Here is a 23491-nt window from a genome sequence, read left to right as displayed (position 1 = left end):
CGTGGAGCACCTGACCCGCACGGCCTACGCGTCCTCGTGCCCGCGCAGCACGAGCAGCGATCGCGCCTCGACCTCCACGTCGCTGCCCGCCTTGATCAGCGGCCTGAACTCGGTGTACGGGATGGCCGTGTCCACCTCGACCGCCCACCAGGGGCCGAGTTCGTCGGGCACCGTGAAGGTGAGGGCCTGACTGTGGGCGTTGACCAGGAGCAGGAAGGAGTCGTCCTGCACGGGCAGGCCCCGCAGATCCGGTTCGGTGATGGCCTTGCCGTTGAGGTGCACCATGAGGGAACGCGCGAACCCGGTGTCCCAGTCGTTGTCCGTCATCTCCTGCCCACCGGGGGTGAACCACCCGATGTCCTTCGACTCCGTTTCGCTCCCCCGCGGGACGCGCCCCTTGAAGAAGCGCCGTCGGCGGAACACCGGATGGTCGCGGCGCAGGGCGATCAACTTGCGGGTGAACTCGAGCAGTTCGCTTCCCTCCGCGGCCCTCTCCCAGTCGATCCACGTCAACTCGTTGTCCTGGCAGTACGCGTTGTTGTTGCCCTGCTGGGTTCGGCCGAGTTCGTCGCCGTGGGAGATCATGGGCACACCCTGGGAGAGCAGCAGGGTGGCCAGCAGGTTGCGCTGCTGACGGGCGCGGAGCGCGAGGACGCTGCGGTCCTGGGTGGGGCCCTCGACGCCGCAGTTCCAGGAGCGGTTGTGATCCTCGCCGTCGCGGTTGTCCTCGCCGTTGGCCTCGTTGTGCTTGCCGTCGTACGAGACCAGGTCGCGCAGGGTGAAACCGTCGTGCGCGGTGACGAAGTTGACCGAGGCGAAGGGCCGGCGGCCGTCGCTCTGGTACAGGTCGGCGGAACCGGTCAAACGGGAGGCGAACTCTCCCAGCGTGCCGCCCTCACCGCGCCACAGGTCACGTACCGTGTCGCGGTACTTGCCGTTCCATTCGGTCCACAGCGGCGGGAAGTTGCCGACCTGGTAGCCGCCCTCGCCGACGTCCCACGGCTCGGCGATCAGTTTCACCTGGGAGATGACCGGGTCCTGGTGGACGAGGTCGAAGAACGACGACAGCCGGTCCACCTCGTGGAACTGCCGTGCCAGGGTGGCGGCAAGGTCGAAGCGGAAGCCGTCGACATGCATGTCGGTCACCCAGTACCGCAGTGAGTCCATGATGAGCTGAAGGGTGTGCGGGTGGTTCATCCGCAGACTGTTGCCCGTACCGGTGGTGTCCCAGTAATAGCGCGGGTCCTCCGGGGAGAGCCGGTAGTAGGCCGCGTTGTCCAGCCCTCGCAGCGACAGCACCGGCCCGAGATGGTTGCCCTCGGCGGTGTGGTTGTAGACGACGTCCAGGATCACCTCGATACCGGCCTCGTGCAGGGTCTTCACCATGGCCCGGAACTCCTGGACCTGCTCGCCCCGCTGGCCCGACGAGCCGTAGGCGTTGTGCGGGGCGAAGAAGCCGATGGTGTTGTATCCCCAGTAGTTCGACAGGCCCTTGTCCACCAGGGCGTGGTCCTGCACGAACTGGTGCACCGGCATCAGCTCGACCGCGGTGACGCCCAGCTTGACGAAGTAGTCGATCATGGCCGGGTGAGCCAGCGCCGCGTAGGTGCCGCGAATCGACTCGGGTATCGCCGGGTGGGTGTTCGTCATGCCCTTCACGTGGGCTTCGTAGATCACGGTCTCGTTGTACGGAGTCCGCGGCGGGTGGTCACTGCCCCAGTCGAAGTACGGATTCACCACGACCGACTTCGGCATGTACGGGGCGGAGTCCAGGTCGTTGTAGCGGTCGGTGTCCTGGAAGTGGTAGGGGAACAGCGCCTCGTTCCACTCGACGTGGCCCTCGATCGCCTTGGCGTAGGGATCCAGCAGCAGTTTGTTCGGGTTGCAGCGCTCACCGGACTCCGGCCGGTACGGCCCGTGCACCCGAAACCCGTACCGTCGGCCCGGGCCGACGTCCGGCAGGTAGATGTGGTGGACGAAGCCGTCCACTTCCTTCAGCGCGACGCGTTCCTCCGAGCCGTCCTCGTCGAACAGGCACAGCTCGACGCGCTCGGCCACCTCGGAGAACACCGCGAAGTTCGTACCCGCGCCGTCGAAGGTGGCACCCAATGGCGCCGTCTGCCCCGGCCGCGCGCCGACCTCCGTGTTCTCCTGCCAGATGCGCATGCCTCACCCTCCCCCGCGCAGCCGGGGGACAGCCGCGCTCGTCTGCTCCCTAGTGCCCCTCCAATCAGCGAGCATGCAGTGCGAGGTGGGAACGGTACGCGTCCCCTGTCACAGCGAGAACGCCCACCGTGACCGACCTGCCGCGCACTGTCACCAGGGCACTTGTGCGCGGCATGCGGCCGAGCCAAGGGCTTGCGCGTCAGGGTGCGGAAGGAACGGCGCGGGCCAGAAGCTCCAGGTCCCCGTAGAGGGCGGCATGGAGTGCAGCGGCGAGTTCGCGGGCCCGCTCTTCGTTCCGCACCCCGTGCATCATGAAGTACACCGGTCCCGTGTAGGCGCCGAAATCGGCTTCGCGGTTGCGGACCAGGCGGAGGATCGCGTTCCGAATGGCATCGTTGACGACATCGGCAACCGCATGATCCGCGCCGGCGGTGAGAGTGTCCGCCTTCACGGTCCACTGCCGCGGCGCCTCGGATTCGATGGCCACGAAGACGGCGTTGCGCCCCATGGCCTCGCGGTACGCACCCCGGAAGGCCTCGGCGCCCGTGACGTCCGGGATGAGGCGAGCGGGACAAGGAACCGGCAGCGGCTGCACCCGTGCATTCTTTCAACAGGTGACGTTCACTGACATCCGCGAGTCGCTGAAAGGCCACGTCGAGCGGGCATCTTCACCCCTTGGAACCAGCGACCTTCGCGCGAGCAGCCTCATACCACTCGCCAATAATCGTCAACAATTTCGTTGACGACCTTGCGTGGCCGTCGACCGCAGGGCTACGTTCCTCGCCGTACCGCCCCGAAAGGCCGCAGTCGTCAGGGGCGGGTGAGCCGCAAGATGCTGCGGTGCGCCCGGAACGGTCAGGCCGAACGGCTCGCCGTGCGCACCGTTTTGACGGTCACTCGCCTCGGCTCAGCGATCGAAGCGATCGAACGGAGATCGAGCATGCGCACGCTTTCCCGATGGTGCCGGTGGTCGTCGGCCTCCTTCATGACCGCCCTGGCCGCCGCCCTCGCTCTCGTCACCGGGGTGAGCATGGCCCTGGCCGACACGGCGGCCGGCAGCGCGTCGGCGTCCGGATCGGCCACGGCGGTGACCGCGAACACCACTGCTTCCGGGATCGAGCCGGCCATGTCCTGTTCCGGGGTCGGTGCGCTCGACCTGGTGGCCGCCGTGCCCGGCGTACCGTTCGAGGTCACGTCGGCGACCGAAGTGGCCGCCGACGGCAACACCCTGGGCAACTGGGCCCACTGCGACGTCAAGGGCGTGATCGCCCCGCAGATCCACTTCGAGCTGCGCCTGCCGCAGACCGGCTGGCAGGCCGACTACCTGCAGCTCGGCTGCGGCGGCCTGTGCGGCAGTGTCAGTACCGCCGCTGCCGCCGCCTCTTACGGCTGCGTCCCGCTGACCGACGGCGCCTTCGCGGTGGCCTCCAGCGACGAGGGCCACTCCCAGGGCGGCGGACTGTTCTCCACCGACCCCACCCTGCGCGCCGACTTCGGCTACAAGTCGGACCACCTGCTCGCCCAGGTCGCCAAGGTCCTCGTCAAGCACTACTACGGCCGCCCCGCCACCCACTCCTACTTCGACGGCTGCTCCCAGGGCGGCCACCAGGCCCTTACCGAGGCCCAGCGCTACCCGACCGACTTCGACGGCATCGTCGCCGGCGCCCCGGCCAACAACTTCACCGCGCTCAACACCTTCTCGCACGCCTGGACCGCCCAGTCCGTCTTCCTCGACGGCGGCCCGGCCACGATCACCACGGCCGACCTCGCCCCGTTGCACACGGCGGTCCTCAAGGGCTGCGGCGCATCCGGCGACGGGATCATCGCCGACCCGCTGAGCTGCACCTGGGACCCGGCGAGCATCAAGTGCCAGGCCGGGCAGACCTCGACGGCCGCCGACTTCTGCCTCACCGCCGACCAGATCACCACCCTGCGCCGGATCTACGCGGGGCCGACCGACGAACACGGCCAACTCCTGTACCCGGGGTACCAGTTGCGCGGCTCGGAACTGAACTGGGCCGGCATCGTCGTGCCCACGACGGCGACCGGCACCACCGGTGACCAGAACTTCGTCAAGGAGACCATCCGCTACCAGGTCTTCGACGAGACGCACCCCGAACTCACCTACAGGGACGTGAAGTTCACGTCGGCCTACTTCAAGAAGATCATGCGTTCCAACGAGGGTCTGTACGACGCCACCGACCCCGATCTGAGCACCTTCAAGAAGGCCGGCGGCAAGCTGATCCTCTGGCACGGCCTGGGCGACCAGCACATCCCGGCCGTGGGGACCATGGCGTACTACAAGGCCGTACAGAAGGCCATGGGTGGAGCGGCGGCCACCAGCGGCTTCGCCCGGCTGTTCCTGCTCCCGGGCGTCGCCCACTGCGGCGGCGGCCAGGGCCCGGACAAGCTGGACGCGCTGACCGCGATCGTCGACTGGGTCACCAAGGACCGGGCACCGGAGAGTCTGCTGACCAGGACGGTCGACAGCAGCGGCAAGACCACCTCCTCCCGCCCGACCTACCCCTTCCCCCACGTCGCGAAGAACACCACGGGCGGTTCGCCCGACTCCCCCTCCAGCTACACCGCGGTCAAGTCCACGGCCGAGGCCGGCCTGACGCTGAACTGGCTGGGCTCCTTCCGCTCCGGCTACGAGAAGGCCGGCAACTGGGTCCACGGAAAGTGGGTCGTCACCCCGGGCAGGGCATGATCTCACCGAGGCCGACGACGCAGGCCCCGCGCACGCCCTTCGTGGCTGCGCGGGGCCACTTTTTCACCGAGTCAGGTGGCGCAGTTCGTTCTCGTACAGCTCGCCCGGGTCGATTCCCATGCCGGTGAAGTGGCCCGCCAGTTCAAGGGAGAGGATGCCGTGCAGGCGGGTCCAGAAGAGCAGGGCGCGGCGCAGGGCGGGCGGCGATGCGGGATGGCCGGCCGCCCACTGCCGGTGTTCGGCGAGGTGGGATTCGAGCGGGGCGTCGACCCTGATGCCCGCATCGACGCTCACCACGGCGCCGTCCGGTTCGGCGGCGTCCGGTTCGGCGGCCTCCAGAAGGCTCTGCATGATCTCTGAGGCGATCTCGGTGATGTCGTCGGGAGCGTGGTAGCCCGGCACGGGTGTGCCGTAGATGAGGAAGTACCGCTGGGGGTCCTCAAGGGCCCATGTCCGCAGTGCGCGCCCGAGTTCTGCGAGATCCGCACCCGGGGCGGCCGCGGCGCGGACGGTGTCGGCGAGGCTGCGGTAGGCGTCCCGGATCAGCTCGGTGATCAGTTCGTCCCGGCCGGCGAAGTACCGGTAGAGCGCGGGGCCGCTCATGCCCATCTGCTTGGCGATGGCGTTGAGGGACAGCCCCGGAGCACCTGCGGCGGCGATCTGCTCCCAAGCACGCTCCTTCACCTCGGCCCGCAGCCGGGCGCGGTAGCGCTCGCGTGGTGTCTCCTTGCCCGCCACAGTCACGTGCGCGTCCCTTCTCCGCTCTGGTCACCGGCTCCGAGAGAGCCGGACGGCGAGGTACCCCGCCGCACTCATTGAGTTAGACCCTATTACGAACGTTCTTGACTGTCACGCGCACGACTGGTTATAACTTCTAACGAACGCGTCAGCCACTAACTGACGAGGGATCGACGGAGGTCGTCATGAACGCTGGAACACGGGTCGAGGTCGTACTGCCGGGCAAGGTGGAACCGGAAGGGCTTCAGGTACGCCAGGTCGCCGCTCCGGGCGCCGGAGCGGGCCAGGTCGTCATCCGCATGGAGGCGACCGGCGTCTCCTTCGCCGAGCAGCAGATGCGCCGAGGCCGCTACTACGACCAGCCGCCCTTCCCGTTCGTCCCCGGCTACGACCTGGTCGGCACCGTTTCGGAGGCCGGCGAAGGCGTCGATCCCGCTCTGGTCGGAACCCGGGTGGCCGCGCTGCTGAAGGTGGGCGGCTGGGCCAGCCACGTGGTCGTCGACGCCGCCGATGTCGTGCCGGTCCCCAAGGGGATCAGTGCGGCGGAGGCCGAGACCGTGGTGATCAACGGCATCACGGCGTGGCAGATGCTGCACCGCAAGGCTCGCGTCCGTGCGGGGCAGACCGTCCTGGTGCACGGCGCCAACGGCGGCGTCGGCTCCGTACTCGTCCAGCTCGCGCAGGCCGCGGGAGCGAAGGTGATCGGCACAGCGTCCGCGCGCCACCATGCCGCCCTGCGGGAACAAGGGGTTACGCCCATCGACTACCGCACCGAGAACATTCCCGACCGCGTCCGCCAACTCGCCCCGGCCGGCGTGGACGCGGTCTTCGACCACGTCGGCGGCCGCGGCATCGTCGACTCCTGGCGCCTGCTCGCGCCCGGCGGCACGCTCGTCTCCTACGGCAGCGCCTCCACCCGGGACGACGAGGGCTCCAAGCAGTGGCCCGTACTCAAGCTGCTCGGCCGCGTATGGCTGTGGAACACCCTCCCCAACCGCCGCCACGCCTACTTCTTCAACGTCTGGGCCGGCCGCGCCCTCAGCACCGGCCGCTTCCGCGCCCGACTGCGCACGGATCTCACCGAGGTGTTCAACGCACTGCAGCGCGGCGAGATCACCGCCCACATCGCCGCCGAGCTGCCCCTCGCCCAGGCCGCCGAGGCGATGCGACTGGCCGAGTCGGGCACGGTCGCCGGAAAGGTCGTCCTGCATCCCTGAGGGTCCGTGCCCAGCACGTCGCAGATCAGGCTGTTCCGGTACCGCGGTTGTGAGCAGAATCTGCGGGAACGGTGCACTTTCTGAGGGGATGGCATGGTGCGACTGCGATTACTCGGCCCGGTCGAACTGGCCGTGGGAGACGTGCTGGTGGACATCGGGCCGCCGCAACGGCGCACCGTTCTGGCCGCGTTGGCCGTGGACGCGGGCCGGCCGGTGGGGGTGGACGTACTGGTCGGCCGGGTCTGGGGCACCGATCCCCCGGAAGGTGCCCGGCGTTCGCTCTACGCCCACATCACCCGTATCCGGAATGCCTGCGACCGCACGGCCGACGCCTCGCCTGAGGCGGTGCGGCTGACCCGTCGGTCGGACGGATACGTCCTGCAGACCGACCGGCGACAGGTCGACGTTCACCGTTTCCGGCAGCTGGTCGACCGGGCCCGCGACGCCCGCGTGCCGGACAGCGAGCGGGCTGCACTGCTCGGTGAGGCGCTCGGGTTGTGGCGGGGCGAACCGCTCAGCGGTCTGAACGGCCCGTGGGCCGAGCAGATGCGCCGGGCCTGGCGGCGGGAACAGGTGGACGCGACCATCGCATGGGCCCGCGTCCAGGCACGCCTCGGCGCCCCCACGGCGACGATCGGAGACCGCTGTCCACCCTCCTCGACGACTTTCCCCTGGTCGAGCCTCTGGCAGAGACACTGATGCGGGCCCTGCACGACAGTGGGCGGGACGCCGAAGCCCTGCAGTGTTACGCCTCCATGCAGCGTCGGCTGGCGGACGAACTGGGCACGGATCCCGGGTCGGCACTGCGCGAGACCCACCAGGCCATCCTGCGAGGGAACCTCCCGCCGTCCGCCCCACCGCGGCAACCCACCGTGCCGGCACTGCAGCGGGACTCGGTTCCGGCCCAACTCCCCCTCGCCGTACGCGGCTTCACCGGCCGACACCTCCAACTGACCGAACTGGACACGCTCCTGGCGATTGCCCAGCTCCCGACTCCGGTGGTCATCTCGGCCGTTTCGGGCACGGCCGGCGTGGGCAAGACCAGGCTGGCGGTGCACTGGGCGCACCGGGTGCGGAAGTTCTTCCCCGACGGGCAGCTTACGTGAACCTCCGGGGCTTCGATCCCGGCGGGACCGTAGTGGACCCGGCGGAGGCGGTACGCGGATTCCTCGACGCCTTCGCGGTACCCGCGGCCCGGGTTCCGCCGAGCCTGGAGGCACAGGCGGCCCTCTACCGAAGCCTGCTGGCAGACCGACGCGTGCTGATCGTGCTCGACAACGCACGGGACGCCGAACAGGTCAGGCCACTGCTGCCCGGCACACCCGGCTGTCTGGCGCTGGTCACCAGCCGCAACCGGCTCACCAGCCTGGCGGCCGTCGAAGGCGCGCGCCTGCTCTCCGTCGGCGTGCTCTCCCCGGACGAGTCCCGGTCCCTGCTGGCCGACCGCCTCGACGCCGACCGGATCGCCGCCGAGTCCGACGCCGTCGCGGAGATCGTCGCGCGCTGCGCCGGTCTGCCGCTGGCTCTCGCTGTACTCGCCGCCCGAGCGGCCGCCGAGCCCCGCGTCCCGCTCGCCACCCTCGCCGACGAACTCCGCGAGAGCGGCAGCCGCCTGGACGCCCTCGACGGCGGGGATTCCGCCACGCAGGTGCGGGCGGTGTTCTCCTGGTCCTACGCCTCCCTCGACCCCGCCGCCCAACGGCTGTTCCGGCTGCTCGGCCTGCATCCCGGACCGGACATCTCGGCCGCGGCCGCCGCGAGCCTGGCCGGTGTTGCGCCCCCACAAGTCCGAGCCCCGCTGGCCGAACTGACCCGAACGCATCTCCTCTCCGAGCACCTGCCCGGCCGCTACGCCTCGCACGACCTGCTCAGCGCTTACGCCGCCGAGCTCGCCCGCACCGAGGACAGTGACGCCGACCGCCGCCAGGTGACGCACCGCGCCCTCGACCACTACCTGCTCAGCGCCCTGAACGCCCAGCGCCTCCTCGGGCCGCCCGCGGATCCCGTCCTCCCCTCCCCCGCCCAGCCCGAGGTGACCCCCGAGGAACCGGCCGACCGGGAGCGGGCCATGGCCTGGTTCACGGCCGAGCATCCGGTGCTCCTCGCCGCTGTCGACCAGGCGGCCCAGGAAGGCTTCGACGTCCACGTCTGGCAGCTCGCGGCGGCGCTGACGCCGTTCCACCAGCGGAAGGCGCTGTGGTCCGACTGGGCGGGCACCCACATGGCCGGGCTGGCCGCCGCCCGCCGGGCGGGCGACGAGGCGGGCCAGGCATGCGCCCACCGCAACATCGGCAATGCCGAAGCGACCCTCGGCCGTCCCGCCGAAGCCCGCACCCACCTCGAGCGCGCCGCGCGCCTGTATGAGCGGATCGGTGACCGGCTGGGCGTTGCCCACACCCATCTCGCGCTCGGCAGGGTCTCCACCCAGCAGGGCCGGGTTCCTGAGGGCATGCGGCACTCGCAGCGGGCCGTGCAGGGTTTCCGTGCCGCCGGGGACCGCGCCTGGCAGGCCCTGGCACTCAACAACGTCGGCTGGGATCACGTGCAGCTGGGCGAGTACCGGCACGCCATCGACCACTGCGAACAGGCGCTGGCCCTCATCGGCGACACCGGCCATGTCTCCGGCGAGGCCCACACCTGGGACACGCTCGGCGTCGCACACCACCACCTCGGCGAGCACAGCGAGGCCGCCGCCTCCTACGAGAAGGCCGCGGCGCTCTTCCACCACATCGGCGACCTCTACTACGAGGCGGACATCCTCGCCCACCTCGGCGACTGCCACTACGCGGCACGCAATCCGCGCGACGCCCGCGACGCCTGGACCCGCTCCCTGGCCCTCTTCGAACAACTCGACCACCGGGACACCGCGGCACTGCGGGCAAGAATCGAACACCACCTCCACCTGGACCCGTCCGACGCCGTGCTGCCCGACCGAGACTGACCGGGCGGGACGCAAGCAGGCCCCTGCCGGTGGCCGTGGGCGGCGGATGATCGTCTACGCTGCCGTAGCCACGGCGCAGACGATCACTCGCCGTACCCGGTGACCTGGCAGGGAGCTGTTTTGAACACGCGAAGACTGATGGTCGCCGGAGCAACGGCGATGCTCATAGCCGGGCTCGCCGCATGCGGAAGCGGACGGTCCGATGCCAGGCCGCCGAGCGACACGATCACCTACAGCAGTGACAGTTCCGCCCAGGAGACCACGCCGCGGAGCGACTCGGTCTCCGGCCTGCGGGACACGGTCCGTCACCTCCCGGTCAGGACGGTGAGGGCGACCCGACCGCACACGGTCAAGAAGTGCACGTCCAGCACCACACGGGTCAGGCACACGGCCAGTTCGGGCACGGGCACCAAGAGGAGGACCCGCACCTGGTACACCACCGAGCGGACGCGGAGCTGCAAGAACGTCCGCAGCGGCACGGAAACGTACCGCCGCGTCGTCCGGCCGGAGCGGTGGTGCGTGCGTCTGGACGACGTCGGTGGTGACAAGGCCAAGGACGACGTCTGGTTCCAGGTCAGCAGCGCGACCTACCACCAAGCGCTCGCCGCGCAGGAACACACCCGCCTGGAGTTCGTCCCGCGGGGCTCGGCCTGCTGAGACGGGGTTGTGGCTGACGCCCGGCGCGTGCGTCTCAGCACACGTACTCGCGCGCCAAGTCACGCGCGTACGACTGCGATTGAGCCGGCTACCGGCCGTCGGGGCGCTGCGGATCTCCCGCCTTGTGGCGCTGATAGTGCCGCGCGACGCGCATACGGTTGCCGCAGCGGGCGGCCGAGCACCAGCGGCGGCGTGGATGGGTGGGCAGGAACAGCATCACGCAGTCGTCCGCCTCGCATTCACGGATCGTCGCCACCGCGGGGTCGACGAGCAGGTCGGCGGCGGCTTCCGCGAGCCAGGCAGCGAGCCGCAGACCCGGGGAGCCCTCCCGCCGACGGACGACTGTCACGGCCGAGCCGGTCCAGCCCAGTTCGCTGATGGCCGGCGCGGCGCGCTGGGCGCCATTGAGTGCCCGCAGGTCGGCGGCCGGGGGCTCGTCGCCCCTGCGGACGTGGTCCAGGGCGCGGGCCGTGTGCTCTCGTACGGCCCGCACGGCGGCCAGGTCTTCCGCGTCGATCTTCTGCGGCACCTCGTCCGGGAGGCGGGCGGCCTGCAACGTCCACCACTCCCGCAGGCCGTCCGGGGAGACCAGCAGGTCGCCCGTGGACGGGCGGGTGTTGACCAGGTCCAGCGCCAGCGGCTCTCCGGTCAGCGGCACGAGATCACTCATGTGACTAATGCTACACCGAGCCCTTGACACATTAGATCGCTCTCGATTACAACCTAATGCATAACAGGGCGAATAAAGGATTAGACATGCTTGGTGTCATCGCTCGTACGGTCCACCGCCACGTGGAGATCGAGGACGTCCCCGTCTTCTACCGGGAATCGGTCCCCGACCGGGCCGACGCACCCGTCCTCCTTCTCCTGCACGGATTCCCCTCCGCCTCCCACCAGTTCCGGCGTCTCATCGACACCCTCGGCTCGCACTACCGGCTGATCGCCCCGGACTATCCCGGCTTCGGCCTCACCCGGACTCCGGACGGCTTCGCATACACCTTCGACCGGCTCGCCGACATCACCGAAGGCTTCGTCCAGAGCCTCGGCCTCGACCGGTTCGTGATGTACGTCTTCGACTTCGGCGCCCCCGTCGGCTTCCGCATCGCCGAGCGCCACCCCGAATGGATCGCGGGCCTGGTCGTGCAGAACGCCAACGCCTACGAGGAAGGTCTCTCGGACATCGCGCGCGGCCTCGTCGAGCTGACTCCCCACACGCCCGGAGCCCAGGACACCATCGGCGACGTACTCACCCTGGCCGGCACCCGCGGCCAGTACGAGACCGGTGTCGCCGACCCGGACCTCATCGCCCCGGACGGCTGGACCCTCGACCAGCACTTCCTCGACCTGCCGGGCCGCAAGGACGCCCAGCGGTCACTGATCTTCGACTACCACACCAACGTCGAGCGCTACGGTCGCTGGCAGGCGTGGCTTCGTCGGCACACCCCGCCCACGCTCGTCCTCTGGGGCACCGGCGACCCCTTCTTCATCGAACCCGGCGCCCACGCCTACCTCCGCGACCTCCCCGACGCCGAACTCCACCTCTTCGACACCGGCCACTTCGCCCTCGAAACGCACCTGCCGGACATCGCGCCACTGATGGCCGACTTCCTCGACCGCGCCTGGAAGTGAGTGCCCCCACGGGTGTGCGGCCGTGCCGTACGCCACGTACCGTGCTCTTCGATGCGGTTCGCGACCTTCAACGTGCTGCACGGCCGGACACTTCAGGACGGCCGGCCCGTTTCCGTCCCGCCCGCGCAGGCCGGGCTTCCACTGGCTGACGCCGTCGCGGCGCTGGACGCCGACGTCCTGGCGCTGCAGGAGCTCGACCGCTTCCAGAAGCGGTCGGGGCACATGGACCAGGCGCACGTCGCCGCCGAAGCAGCGGACGCACCGGAATGGCGGTACGCGTCGGCGGTCCACGGCCGGGCCGTGCCGGGCAAGGGGTGGCTGCTCGACCCGTCCGCGCCGGAGCTACGGGTCCACGGTCCGCACGATGCGCCGGCCCAAGATGAGGTGCCGTCGCACGGCATCGCGCTGCTGTCCAGGCTGCCGGTTCGGGAATGGCGGGCGAGACGGTTCGCGCCGGCCCCCTCGGCGCTGCCGCTGCGGGTGCCCGGGAGGCCCGGACTCACCGTGGTCCGCGACCAGCCGCGCGCTGCCCTGGCCGCCGTAATGGCGGCGGAGCGTGGGCTGTTGACGGTGGTGGCGGTGCATCTCTCGTTCGTCCCCGGATGGAACATCAGGCAACTGCTCGCCGTACGAGAGTGGATCGCCGACCTGCCTCGGCCGCACGTCCTGCTGGGTGACCTCAACCTGATCGGCCCGATCCCCAGGGTCGTGCTCGGTACCGCCGAGATCCTCGCCCCCAAGGCCGGTCGAGGTGCGGCACTGTGCGCCGGGTCGTGCCCGCACGAGCGGTCCGTTCGGCCGACGGGGCTGGGTGGCTGGCGGGAGCCGGCCCGGGTCCGGACGTATCCCTCGCACCGCCCCGTGGTCCAGTTCGACCATGTCCTCGTCTCCGGCGCATGCCGGTGCGCGCCGCTCGCCGCGAGTGCTCCGCGTATGCCGGTGTCGGACCACCGGCCCGTCGTCGTCGACCTGCCCTGGTGATGCCCTCGTGCACGGTGCCGTGCGCGGCAGGCCCGCTCAGCGCAGTACGGCCGCCAGCAGGTCGGCGCCCAGCGACGTCACGTCGGACAGGTTGAGGGTGTAGCGGACGTACCGGCCCTGCCGCCGAGCAGTCAGAAGGCCCGCGCGGCGCAGGACGGCCAGGTGGCGGGACACCTCCGGGGGCGAGAGTTCCCAGAAGTGGGCCAGCTCTGCGGTGGAGTGCGGGCCACGGGCCAGCGTGCGCAGCAACCGCAGCCGTACCGGATGGGCGAGCGCCTCCAGCCGGAGGGTGACCGTCTCCAAAGACACGGGCTCCGCCGGAACCGGCTCGGCCACGGGGTACTGCACCACCGGATGCCACCCGGGCGCGTGAACGGCCACCAGGTGCGGGCGGCCGAAGACACTCGGGATGAAAGTGACCCCTGCGCCGTGCGCCGCGGTCGCCTTGTCCTGCACCTTGTCCACGACGATGCAGTCACCGTCCGGCGCCAGGCCGACCGCACCGGAGACCGACGCGAGTGCCACGCCGAGGCCCTGCCGCCTGAGCAGCTCGTTCTTCAGGCGCAGATCGGTCGCGAGCCGCACCGCCACGTCCGCCCAGGCGGCGTCGAAGAACGCCTCGGCGCATTCTTCGAGGGTGCGGCGCACCCGTGCCCGTATGGAGGCCGGATCGGCGAGCAGCCGTTCCGCGAAGGCCTCCTGAAGAGCGCCGCGGGCCTGGGCCACGTCCAGGGCCCGCTCGCGCGCGGTCGCGTCGGTGAGCGGTGACCTGCCGGGAAAGTGGACGCGGTTGCTGCCGCAGGTGGTGACGAGCGCGGCGGTCACGTACGTCTCGTCGTCGATCCGGTCCACGTCGTCCAGCTCCTCGGCCAGCGTCGGCCGAGGCCGTCCCGGGATCAGGAAGTCGGCCTGCGAGGAACACCAGAGGAACTCGGCCTCCCGCAGCCGCTCGGCCAGCTCGGGACGCAGACCGGCCCAGACGTCCGCGGCCCAGCCGGCGAACTGCGGATGGTGGCCCGGTTCGGCCAGCACGTGCAGCATCGCGGTCAGCTCGGCCAGCGGGGAGGCAGCGAACCGCACGCGCTCGGACGGCAGACCGCTGATGTCGATCCTCAGCGTCATCCCCTCATCATCACCGCCCGGACGTCCGGCGACAGCGCCGATTGACGATGTACGTCAACCCACGTGCCGCAACTCGACGGCCGGACGCACCGTCTGCGCCATGGCAACCCTCACCCGAGTCCGGCCTCGCGCCCTCGTCCACGCCTCCGGAGGCCCCCGTTACGTCGTCGCCCTGGCCGTGGACGCGCTCGGCACCGGCCTCCTGCGGCCCTTTCTGCTGCTCTACGGCGTGACAGTGCTCAGGCTGTCCGCGCCGGTCACCGGCACCGCCATGACCGTGGGCATCGTCGCGGGTCTGGTCTGCATGCCCGCGGTGGGCCGCTGGCTGGACCACGGCGCGCGCAGCACGGTCGTGGCGGCGTCAATGCTGGTGCGTGTACTGGGCGTTGTGCTGTTGCTGGCCGCCCCGGCCGGGCATGCCTGGCCGTTCGCGGCGGCGGCGCTCTTCCTCGGTATCGGCAACCAGGCATGGCCCGCCGCCCACGCCGCGCTCGTGGCGACGGTGGCCCACGGCCGCGAACGCGACACCGCGCTCGCGGGAGCCCGCGCCCTGCGCAACGCCGGCCTGGGCGTCGGAGCCCTTCTGGCCATCGTCTGCCTGGCGGGCGGGACGGGCGCACTGCGCGGCCTGGCCGCCGTCACGGGCCTCGCCTACCTCGCCGCAGCCGCCCTGGCGTGGTCGGTCCATGTACACGCCCGTCCGGCGCGGGCCACCCCGGCCACGGACCGGGACGACGAGCCCGCACCCCGTATGTCCGCACTCCTCGCCGCGAACGTGATCTACGTCTTCTGCCTCAACGTCCCAGAGATCGCCCTCCCGCTGGTCCTGGTGACGCAGTTGCATGCCTCCCCGGTGTGGTCGGCAGCCGTCTTCGTCGCCAACACGGTGCTGGTCGTCACCCTGCAGGTGCCCGTCACCGTCGTCATGTCCCGCTTCTCGCGGCGCACCGTCCTGGCGCTCTCCGGCCTGGTCCTGGCCGCGTCCTACCTGGGCTTCCTCGCGGTCACCCCACTCGGTCACGGCTGGGCCGCACCAGCGGTGGCCGCCGTGTCCGTGGTGTGCACGATCGGCGAGATCCTCTACGCCGGCAGCGCCACCGCGCTCGTCACCGCTCTGGCGCCGGCCCCTGTCCTGGGCCGCGCCCTCGCACGCTTCCAACTCTCCACCGGCTTTGGCCTCGCCGTCTCCCCGGCGATCATCACCGCTCTCGCGCCGCTCGGCCCGGTCGCCCTCTGGGGCAGCCTCACGACTGCCACCCTCCTGTCGTCGTTCGCCATCGGCACCGAAAAATCGTCGCCGTCACGGGGCACGGTCACTTCAAGTGCCGTTCAGAGCAACCGGTAAGACGACGGGGGATCGTCTTGTCAGCGGACGACGTCGAAGACGTTCTTCTGCAGGCCGTTGGCATAGGCCTCGTGCTCGACGAGCTTGAGCTTCTGGGTGTCCTTGTCCGTGGTGCTGAACAGACGCTTGCCCGCCCCGAGAAGGAGCGGGAAGACGAGCAGGTGGTAGCGGTCGATCAGGCCGGCGTCGGACAGGGCCTGGTTGAGGGAGGCGCTGCCGTGGACGATGATGGGGCCGCCCTCGGTCTCCTTCAGCGCGGCGACGTCGTCGAGCGAGCGCAGGATCGTCGTGCTGCCCCAGTTCGACACCAGGTCGCCCTCGGTGAGGGTGGTGGAGACGACGTACTTCGGCATCGCCTTGTAGTCGGCGAAGTCCTCCATGTCCGGCCACACCGGGCTGAACGCCTGGTAGCTGGTGCGGCCCAGCAGCATCGCGGTGGCTTCCTTCTGCTCCCGCCCCTTGATCTCGAACGCCTCGGGGAGGAACTCGACGTCCTTGAAGGTCCAACCGGCGTTGCGGTAACCGGGCTCGCCGCCCGGGGCCTCCACGACGCCGTCGAGCGAGATGAAAGCAGTGCTGATCAGGGTTCGCATCAGAGTTCCTCGGTGTCTCGTGTCGGTTGTCAACGGGTCGGCCGGTGCGCTCTTCCGTCACGGTCGCGGTTGCGCGCACCAACCATCCTCTATGACCGTCGATCCCGGAGAAACTCATCGGCAGCCCGGGCGTGTTTCACCAAGGCACGGCCTTGCCGAAGCGGTCCAGGGACAAGTTCACCTCCGATCGCATCGGATCCCTGGGCGGGCTGGAAAGCAAGGAGGTCTCCCCCGTGCTCAGGCTCATCAAGCAGGCGGGTACTCGGCTTTACGACGATCGCCTCGTCGAGCCGTCATCCGCTCGCACGCGACGCTGAGGGGCATCGAAGGGCCGGCAGGCGGGTCAGGCCGGAACGAGTTCGAGCGGCAGGCGTTCGAAGCGGTGGATGACGTTGTTCAGGGCCCACTCGGGTGGACCGGCCACCTCGATGCGATCGACCCGTGCGGCCAGGGCGCGGAGGACGGCGGTGGTCTCCAAGCGGGCCAGGCCCTGGCCGACGCACCCGTGCGTGCCTCGTCCGAAGCCGAGTTGGCGGGCGGCGTCGCGGCGGATGTCGAAGGTGTCCGGATTCTCCCACTCCAGGGGGTCGCGGTTGGCGGAGCCGTACAGGACCAGGACCCGGGAGCCCTTGGGGAGAGCGGTGCCCGCGATGACCGTGTCGCGGGCGGCGACGCGGGAGAAGGCCCGGATCGGGGACGCGTGGCGGACGACCTCGTTGACCGCTTTGCGGGCGAGGTCCGGGTTCTCCCTCAGCAGTCGCCACTGCTCGGGGTGGGTGGCGAACAGGTGCAGCGCGCTGGAGATGGCACTGATGGTGGTGTCCAGGGAGGGCGCCAGATAGTCGATCATCATCGTGGCGCACTCGGCCGGCATGATCCGGCCGCCTTCGGATGCCGCCAGCAGGTCGTGGCCCAGGCTGCCGTCCAGCACGGACCCGGTGCGGACGACGCCGCGTGCGTAGCGCAGCATGCCGAGGGACGCGGGAAGGGTGCACATCGCGCGGCGGTTGAGCGGGCCCAGGGCGTTGAAGGCGGCGCCGGCCCAGCGCAGCAGGTGCTCGCGGCCCTCGGGTGGCCAGCCGACCAGGTCGGGTACGACGGACATCGGCAGGGCCGCGGCGATCTCCACACCGTCGACCCTCCGACGGGCGACGGCGGCTTCGACCGTGGCGGCGGCCCGCAGGTCGACCATGTCCTGCAGCGCGCGCAGCGCCCTGGGGGCGAGGCGGCGGGCGAGCAGGGAGCGGCGGCGGGTGTGGTCCTCACCGTCGCTGAAGAGGGTGGTGCCCTGCCCCGCCCGGTTGGCGACGGGGTTCAGGGCGACGCCGTCCGAGGAGACGAAGGTCGCCTCGTCCAGCAGGACCTGCTTGCACTCGGCGTACCGCGGAAGGGCGTAGACCTTGTGCTTGTGCAGCCGGACCACGGGACCGAGTTCGCGCAGCGCGGCGTAGTGCGTGTAGGTGTCGCGGATGGCCGACGCCGAGTACAGGTAGGGCCGGTAGACGGGAACCTTCGTACGCGCGGGCATGACAGAGCCTTCCTGGCAGCCGGGAGGCGGAGGGGACTGTGGGACTCAGCGGCGGGGGTCGTGAGCGCCCGGCCGCTCCCGGCGCTCGGCGCCCAGCCGGGCGTAGTGGTCGATGAGGTCGGGCGCGTCGACGGCCCCGCGGTTGACGACCTGCTCGGCAGGGGCGCCCTGGAGGAGGCGTTTGACGGGGACTTCGAGTTTCTTGCCGGTACGGGTGTGCGGGATGCCGGGCACTTCGAGGATCTCGTCGGGAACGTGTCGGGGTGAGGCTCCGCTCCGGATCGCTTCCCTGATCTTCTCCCTGAGGGCGTCGTCCAGGACCACCCCCGCGGCCGGGACGACGAACAAGGGCATCCAGTAGCCGCCATCGGGTTCCTCCGCGCCGATGACCAGCGCTTCCGTGACCTCCGGAAGGCGTTCGACGACGTCGTGGATGTCGGCGCTGCCCAGTCGTACGCCGTTGCGGTTCAGCGTGGAGTCGGAACGGCCGTGGACGATGACCGAGCCGTGCGACGTGAGGGTGATCCAGTCGCCGTGTCGCCACACGCCGGGGTAGGAGGAGAAATAGGCGTCGTGGTAGCGGGTGCCGTCGGGGTCGTTCCAGAAGTACAGCGGCATCGACGGCATCGGACGGGTGACGACCAGTTCACCGACCTGGTCCACCACCGGCCGGCCCTCGGTGTCGTACGCGGCCAGCGCCACGCCGAGGTGGGGTGCGGACAACTCCCCCTCCCACACCGGGGTGTTGGGCGCGCTGCCCGCGAAGCCGGAGACGACGTCCGTGCCACCGCTGATGGACGCCAGCAGCACGTGTTCGCCGACGTGGTCGCGGACCCAGGGGTAGGCGGAGGCGGGCAGAGCGGAGCCGGTGCAGCCGACCACGCGGATCGACGACAGGTCGTGGACCGCGGGGTCGATGCCGAACTTGGCCATGCCCAGCAGGTATTGGGGACTGGTGCCGAAGACGGTCACCCGGTGGCGTGCGGCCAGCCTCCACAGCATGTCGGGCTCGGCAAGGGGCGCGGGGCTGCCGTCGTACGTGCACGTCGCGGCGCCCGTCAGCAGCGTCGAGGCGACCAGGTTCCACATCATCCAGTGGGTGGTGGTGTACCACAGCAGACGGTGGTCGGGGCCGAGGTCGGAGTGCAGACCGAGAGTCTTCAGGTGCTCCAGCAGGACTCCGCCGTGGCCGTGGACGATGCCCTTGGGCAGACCGGTGGTGCCGGAGGAGAAGACCACCCACAGCGGGTGGTCGAACTCCACCGGCGTACAGACGAGTTGTTCGGTACGGGTCGCCGCGTCCTCCCACGGGACCACCAGCGACGGGTACGGCTGTGCCGGCCACGGCAGGCCCATGTGGTCCACCAGCAGCGTCGCCTTCAACGTCGGTAGGGCCAGGGCGAGTTCACGGGCCGCGTCACGGCGGTCGTGGGTGGTGCCGTTGAACGGATAGCCGTCGGCGGCGATCAGGACCGTGGGCTCGAGCTGGGCGAAGCGGTCGGCGGCGGCTTGGGGGGCGTAGTCCTGTCCGCACACCGACCACACCGCGCCCAGGCTCGCGGCGGCGAGGAACGCGACGATCGCGTGCGGGGTGTTGGGCAGGTAACCGACGACCCGGTCGCCCTTGCCGACGCCCAGGTCGCGCAGGGTCGCGGCGACGGAGGCGACCTGGGAGCGCAGGCGGCCGGCGGTCACCTCGTAGCAGGAGCCGGTCTCGTCGAGGGCGATGACCGCCACGGCGTCGTCGGCGAGGTGGCGCAGGGCGTGGTGGGCGTAGTTGAGGGTCGCGCCGGTGAACCAGCGGGCCCCCGGCATGGTCTCCTCGGCGAGCACCTGCTCGTACGGGGTGTCCGCGTCGATGTCGAAGTACTCCCACACCGCGCCCCAGAAGCCGGCCGGATCGGTGACCGACCAGCGGTGCAGGGTCGCGTAGTCGGCGCCGTCCATACCGGCGTGGCGGGCGAAGTCCGCCAGGTTGCTGTGGGCGACGGTCTGCGGATCCGGTGTCGCGAAAGGCACGGTCATCGTGTGGCGCTCCTCAGCGGGTGTGCGGTCGGCTCGGGTGGCAGCAGGCGGGGCGTGGTGTGCAGGACGGACGCCCAGGCGGCGGTGCCCGTGAAGTCCCGGCCGCCGGCCGGCACGACGTCCATGACGACGCGGTCGGGACGCAACAGGACGGCCTCCGCCCGGCCGGCGCGCAGCCAGGCGGCGAGTGTGCCGTCGTCGCCGAGGTCGCCGACGGGGATCGGGCGGATGCCGAGACCGTGGGCGAGGGCCTCGAGCGAGGGCCATGGTTCGGCGGCGGTGAGCACGGCGAAGGAGTCGCCGAGCACGTCGTCGAGGCGCGTGCGCCGCCCATCGGCGGTGACCCACGGTTGCGGGCAGTGGGTGCCCGCCAGGCCTCTGCGCAGGCCGCGTCGGACGAGGGGCCCGGCGGTCAGGGGCGGGCTGAGATCGCGGCCGGCCATCGCGGTCAGGCCGGGTATGCGGCAGGCCGCCGCGAGGAGTCCGCGGCGCAGGGCGGCCGCGCCGTCCTGTCCGCCGGTCATGGCCCAGCCCATGGCGACCGCGAGCCGGATGATGTGCCTGGCGTGTGGCTTGCGTTCGCTCTCGTACGTGTCCAACAGCCGCTCGTCCGCGCCGTGTTGCAGAACACGGGCGAGCTTCCAGGTGAGATTGTGGGCGTCCCGCAGCCCCGCGCACAGGCCCTGTCCGATGAACGGAGGGGTGAGGTGGGCGGCGTCACCGAGGAGGAAGACGCGGCCGCTGCGCCACCGGTCGGCCGTGCGGGCCCGGAAGGTGTACTGCGTCTCGCGAACGACCTCGAAGTCGCCGTCGTAAGAGGTCGGAAGCCATGGGGCGATGAGTTCGCGGAGCGGTTCGTCGCCGTCTCCGAGCCGGAACTCCCAGCGGTAGCGGTCCTCCCGGACGCGCATGAAGGTCGCAGGACGCTGTGGGTCGCAGACCTGGTCGACGCCTTCCCAGCAGCGGACGTCGGCTTTCGTCCGCACGTCGATGACGTTCCAGCGTTCCTCGAAGCGCAGGTCCTCCCAGGCGGCGCCGATGGCGTCCCGGGTGAGGCTGTTCGCACCGTCGCAGCCGAGGACGGCCTCGGCCCACAGCTGGTGTTCGCCGTCGTCGTCACGGTAGGTCACGCGCACGGGAGCCGCGGTGTCCGGTCCGACGCCGGTGACCTCCACACCACCGCGCAGTTCGCATTCGGCGTGCCGGGTGAGGGCGTCGCGCAGCAGTCTTTCGAGTTCGGGCTGGTCGAACATGCTGGTCTGTGGGTAGCCGTGATGGCCGTGCCCGGTGCGACGGATCTCGGCCCTCACCCGGTGGCGGGCGTCGAGCAGCCGCAGTCCGTTGGACGGGCGGGTGATCGTGGCGAACTCCTCCTCCACGCCGGCGGCCTGGAGGATCCTGCGGACCTCGTCGTCGGTGGCGACGGCACGGGGCAGGGGGTAGACGTCCTGGTGGCGTTCCAGGACGACGGTACGGACTCCGCGCCGGGCGAGCAGGAGGGCTGCCATCACGCCCACCGGCCCGGCGCCGATGATCACGACGGGGGCGCCTGGCCCGTTGCCTTCGACGGTCATGTGCGGCTCACTTCGGGTCTGATCAGGCGTTCGTGACGGGGGTTCGCTGCTCGCCGGGGTCGATCCGGGCGTTCGTGACGGGGGTTCGCTGCTCGCCGAGGTCGATCCGGCCGTCCGGGGTCGCGATCGTCGCCGTGATCACGTCACCGGAACGGAGGTAATGCGGGTTCTTCGCCTGCGACTTGAAGAACGCCTTCCACTTCACCGCGGGCGGCAGGAGGGCGCCGATCTTCTCGACCGGCTTCGGCGGAGCCTTCAGCGCAGTGCCGCCGGGTGTGCCCGTCATCAGCAGGTCGCCGGGGTCGAGGCTCTGGAAGCGGGCCAGCAGGGTCAGGGCCTGCGCCGGACGGACGATCATGTCGGCCAGGGTGCGGTCCTGGCGCAGCTCACCGTTGACGGACAACCGCAGCCGCAGGTCGAGGAGACGGGTGAAGTCCTCCGGCTCCAGCAGGGCGAGGTACGGGCCGGTCGGCGTGAAGGTCGGGTACGACTTGCTCTCGTAGAACTGGGTCTTGGTCAGCTGGACGTCGCGGGCGCTGACGTCGTTGGTGATCACCAGTCCGGCGACGTACGACGGCAGGTCCCGCTCCTCGATCACGGCGCCGATGGGAAGGGGCGCGCCCATGACGAGGCCGAGTTCGATCTCGTAGTCGAGGAACCTCACGTGGGAGGGCCGTACGACGGGGTCGCCGGGTCCGCTGACCGAGCCGGACGCCTTGCGGAAGAAGGCGGGCGGGATGTCGCCGGTAAAGCCCGAATCGCGGGCGTGGCTGCGGTAGTTGACCATCTGGGCGACCACCCGGCAAGGGGCGGTGACCGGCGAGAGGGCGACCAGGTCGGCGACGGGCGTGCCCGGGTCGCCGGCGAGCGCCGCTTCTCGTACGGCGTCGCGGTCGGCGATGAGCTCGGCGGTGGTGACCGCCTTGGTGTGGACGGGGACGGCCCGGTCGATGGGAGTCCCCTCTGATCGGGCGGAGTCGAGGGCTCGGGGGAGGATCACCCACCAGCCGTCGGCGGTGCGCAGGACGTTGGTGCTCATGTCGGTGCCTTTGTGAGGGGGAGGGGTCGGTGGTCAGGACCTGGTGGCCTTGAGAAGGCCCAGCAGACGCGCGGGGTCCATCTCGTTGTCGCCGCGCAGGGCCTCGATGACGTCGCGGATCCGCTGCGGGGAGGGGTTCGCGCCCAGGAAGTCGCGGGTGGCGGGCGGGCCCCACTGGGCCAGGCCGCTCGTCGACATGGGCGCCCAGCCGGGTTCGAGCTCGCTGGAGAACAGGTCGCCGTCGGCGAAGTGCTCCAGCATGAAGCGGTCCGGGTCGCGCCAGTAGTCGAACAGCTGGCTGCCCTGGATGTGCCGGCCGATGCCCCAACTGCGCTGGTAGCCGCGCTCCTTGAGGTACTCGCCACCGGCGGCGATCGAGTCGAGGTCGGTGACCTGGTAGGCGGAGTGGACGTAGCCGGTGCCGGGTCCCAGATGCATCGCCAGCGTGTGGTGGTCGGCCGGCACGCTGCCGAGGTCGCAGCGGATGAACGCCATGGTCGGGCCCCGGTCGCGCTGCCCGTCCATGAACAGGAAGTCGGAGACGATCATGCCCAGGGTGTCCAGGTACCAGTCCAGAGCCCGGCCGAACACCCGTGTCTCCAGCACCACATGGCCCAGGCGCTGGATGCGCGACGGCTCGCGGGGCGGGCGCTGCGTGGCGTTCGTACGGCGGGGACCGGTGCCGAAGTTGAGCGGCAGCGGGTGCTGTTCGGGAAGCGCCGGCAGCTGCTCGCCGCAGTGCACCACGCGCACCGGGAAGCCCGAGGGATCGAGCAGGTCGACCGCCCGACCGCCGCCGGGTACGTCCGCCTCGCGTACGTCGACCCCGGTGGCCCGGGCCAGGCGGTCCAGGTCGGCCCGCTCCGCGGCGCGGAACGCCGGGCCGATGAAGCGGGACGTACGCCCGCGCCGGATCACCACGCAGGGCGAGCCCGCGAAGGTCCCGCGCAGCCACAGCTCCCGCTCCGTGCGGGCGGCCACACCGAAGCCGAAATCGCGGGCGAAGACCTCGGCGCGGTCCAGGTCGGGCTTCTCGAACTCCAGCCAGGCCAGGTCGGCGACCTTGATCACCGGATTTCGGGACCGGCCGGGGTGCTCCCCGCGCAGCGCACCGTCTTCGCTGTGCAGGTCCTGATGGGCCGTCCTGGCATCGGGCCCGTGGACGCGGGTTTCAGACATGGTGCCCTCCGAGCAACATCGCCGTAATGAGGAAATCATCAACTTTG

The 23491-nt window shown here is 70.6% G+C and carries 20 protein-coding genes; 9 read left to right on the top strand and 11 right to left on the bottom strand.

Annotation, left to right across the window (positions count from 1 at the left end):
• Positions 1-24: 24 nt before the first annotated feature.
• Complete coding sequence (glgX, locus tag FBY22_RS16015; RefSeq protein WP_142146183.1) at positions 25-2166, bottom strand: glycogen debranching protein GlgX; 2142 nt, start codon at positions 2164-2166, stop codon at positions 25-27.
• Positions 2167-2365: 199 nt separating this feature from the next.
• Positions 2366-2761, bottom strand: a complete 396-nt coding sequence (locus tag FBY22_RS16010) for a hypothetical protein (protein ID WP_142146181.1) — start codon at positions 2759-2761, stop codon at positions 2366-2368.
• 345 nt (positions 2762-3106) lie between these two features.
• On the opposite strand from FBY22_RS16010, the gene FBY22_RS16005 reads away from it, so the two are divergent.
• Positions 3107-4876, top strand: coding sequence for a tannase/feruloyl esterase family alpha/beta hydrolase (locus tag FBY22_RS16005; RefSeq protein WP_142146179.1), 1770 nt, complete (start codon positions 3107-3109; stop codon positions 4874-4876).
• Positions 4877-4939: 63 nt separating this feature from the next.
• On the opposite strand, the gene FBY22_RS16000 is transcribed toward FBY22_RS16005, so the two are convergent.
• Entirely contained in the window at positions 4940-5620 is a 681-nt protein-coding gene (locus FBY22_RS16000; protein ID WP_142146177.1) for a TetR/AcrR family transcriptional regulator, read from the bottom strand.
• A gap of 179 nt (positions 5621-5799) precedes the next feature.
• Between FBY22_RS16000 and FBY22_RS15995 the strand changes: the two genes are divergently transcribed.
• From FBY22_RS15995 to FBY22_RS15985, 5 genes are all read left to right on the top strand, one after another.
• On the top strand, positions 5800-6831 hold the full coding sequence (locus FBY22_RS15995; protein ID WP_142146175.1) for a medium chain dehydrogenase/reductase family protein: 1032 nt from the start codon (positions 5800-5802) through the stop codon (positions 6829-6831).
• A 93-nt stretch (positions 6832-6924) separates the two neighbouring features.
• Positions 6925-7530, top strand: coding sequence for a BTAD domain-containing putative transcriptional regulator (locus tag FBY22_RS44920; RefSeq protein ID WP_260844866.1), 606 nt, complete (start codon positions 6925-6927; stop codon positions 7528-7530).
• Positions 7530-7937 (top strand): BTAD domain-containing putative transcriptional regulator, encoded by a 408-nt coding sequence (locus tag FBY22_RS44915; RefSeq protein WP_260844865.1) that lies wholly within the window; start codon positions 7530-7532, stop codon positions 7935-7937. The genes FBY22_RS44920 and FBY22_RS44915 overlap by 1 nt, the downstream gene beginning before the upstream one ends.
• Entirely contained in the window at positions 7934-9772 is a 1839-nt protein-coding gene (locus tag FBY22_RS44910; RefSeq protein ID WP_260844864.1) for a tetratricopeptide repeat protein, read from the top strand. The genes FBY22_RS44915 and FBY22_RS44910 overlap by 4 nt, the downstream gene beginning before the upstream one ends.
• Before the next feature lie 120 nt (positions 9773-9892).
• Positions 9893-10429, top strand: coding sequence for a hypothetical protein (locus tag FBY22_RS15985; RefSeq protein ID WP_260844863.1), 537 nt, complete (start codon positions 9893-9895; stop codon positions 10427-10429).
• Between the two features lie 88 nt (positions 10430-10517).
• Here the strand turns inward: FBY22_RS15985 and FBY22_RS15980 are convergent, their stop codons facing one another.
• Complete coding sequence (locus FBY22_RS15980; RefSeq protein ID WP_142146173.1) at positions 10518-11099, bottom strand: ABATE domain-containing protein; 582 nt, start codon at positions 11097-11099, stop codon at positions 10518-10520.
• 86 nt (positions 11100-11185) lie between these two features.
• Between FBY22_RS15980 and FBY22_RS15975 the strand changes: the two genes are divergently transcribed.
• Together FBY22_RS15975 and FBY22_RS15970 are read left to right on the top strand one after the other, a co-directional pair.
• Positions 11186-12058 carry an alpha/beta fold hydrolase gene (locus tag FBY22_RS15975; protein WP_142146171.1) on the top strand — a complete coding sequence of 291 codons (873 nt, stop codon included), beginning with the start codon at positions 11186-11188 and terminating at the stop codon, positions 12056-12058.
• 51 nt (positions 12059-12109) lie between these two features.
• Positions 12110-13039, top strand: coding sequence for an endonuclease/exonuclease/phosphatase family protein (locus FBY22_RS15970; protein WP_142146169.1), 930 nt, complete (start codon positions 12110-12112; stop codon positions 13037-13039).
• A 36-nt stretch (positions 13040-13075) separates the two neighbouring features.
• On the opposite strand, the gene FBY22_RS15965 is transcribed toward FBY22_RS15970, so the two are convergent.
• Positions 13076-14161: a helix-turn-helix domain-containing protein gene (locus FBY22_RS15965; protein WP_142146167.1), complete on the bottom strand. Its 1086-nt coding sequence runs from the start codon at positions 14159-14161 to the stop codon at positions 13076-13078.
• A 100-nt stretch (positions 14162-14261) separates the two neighbouring features.
• Here FBY22_RS15965 and FBY22_RS15960 point away from each other — a divergent pair, with 100 nt between their 5' ends.
• Positions 14262-15506 (top strand): MFS transporter, encoded by a 1245-nt coding sequence (locus FBY22_RS15960; RefSeq protein ID WP_142146165.1) that lies wholly within the window; start codon positions 14262-14264, stop codon positions 15504-15506.
• 20 nt (positions 15507-15526) lie between these two features.
• On the opposite strand, the gene FBY22_RS15955 is transcribed toward FBY22_RS15960, so the two are convergent.
• From FBY22_RS15955 to FBY22_RS15925, 6 genes are all read right to left on the bottom strand, one after another.
• On the bottom strand, positions 15527-16099 hold the full coding sequence (locus tag FBY22_RS15955) for a dihydrofolate reductase family protein (protein WP_142146163.1): 573 nt from the start codon (positions 16097-16099) through the stop codon (positions 15527-15529).
• Positions 16100-16442: 343 nt separating this feature from the next.
• Positions 16443-17627, bottom strand: a complete 1185-nt coding sequence (locus tag FBY22_RS15945; protein WP_142146161.1) for a cytochrome P450 — start codon at positions 17625-17627, stop codon at positions 16443-16445.
• A gap of 45 nt (positions 17628-17672) precedes the next feature.
• The gene (locus FBY22_RS15940) at positions 17673-19652 is read right to left on the bottom strand and encodes an acetoacetate--CoA ligase (protein ID WP_142146159.1); all 1980 of its coding nucleotides are present in this window, start codon (positions 19650-19652) and stop codon (positions 17673-17675) included.
• Entirely contained in the window at positions 19649-21226 is a 1578-nt protein-coding gene (locus FBY22_RS15935) for a bifunctional 3-(3-hydroxy-phenyl)propionate/3-hydroxycinnamic acid hydroxylase (RefSeq protein WP_142146157.1), read from the bottom strand. The genes FBY22_RS15940 and FBY22_RS15935 overlap by 4 nt, the downstream gene beginning before the upstream one ends.
• A gap of 22 nt (positions 21227-21248) precedes the next feature.
• Complete coding sequence (locus FBY22_RS15930; protein WP_142146155.1) at positions 21249-22265, bottom strand: fumarylacetoacetate hydrolase family protein; 1017 nt, start codon at positions 22263-22265, stop codon at positions 21249-21251.
• A 33-nt stretch (positions 22266-22298) separates the two neighbouring features.
• Positions 22299-23444, bottom strand: a complete 1146-nt coding sequence (locus FBY22_RS15925) for a VOC family protein (protein ID WP_142146153.1) — start codon at positions 23442-23444, stop codon at positions 22299-22301.
• Positions 23445-23491: the final 47 nt, after the last annotated feature.

This window comes from Streptomyces sp. SLBN-31, assembly GCF_006715395.1.
Classification (GTDB): Bacteria; Actinomycetota; Actinomycetes; order Streptomycetales; family Streptomycetaceae; genus Streptomyces.
Note: the sequence above shows the minus strand (reverse complement) of the source record. Positions and strands in the feature narration are given on the sequence as shown.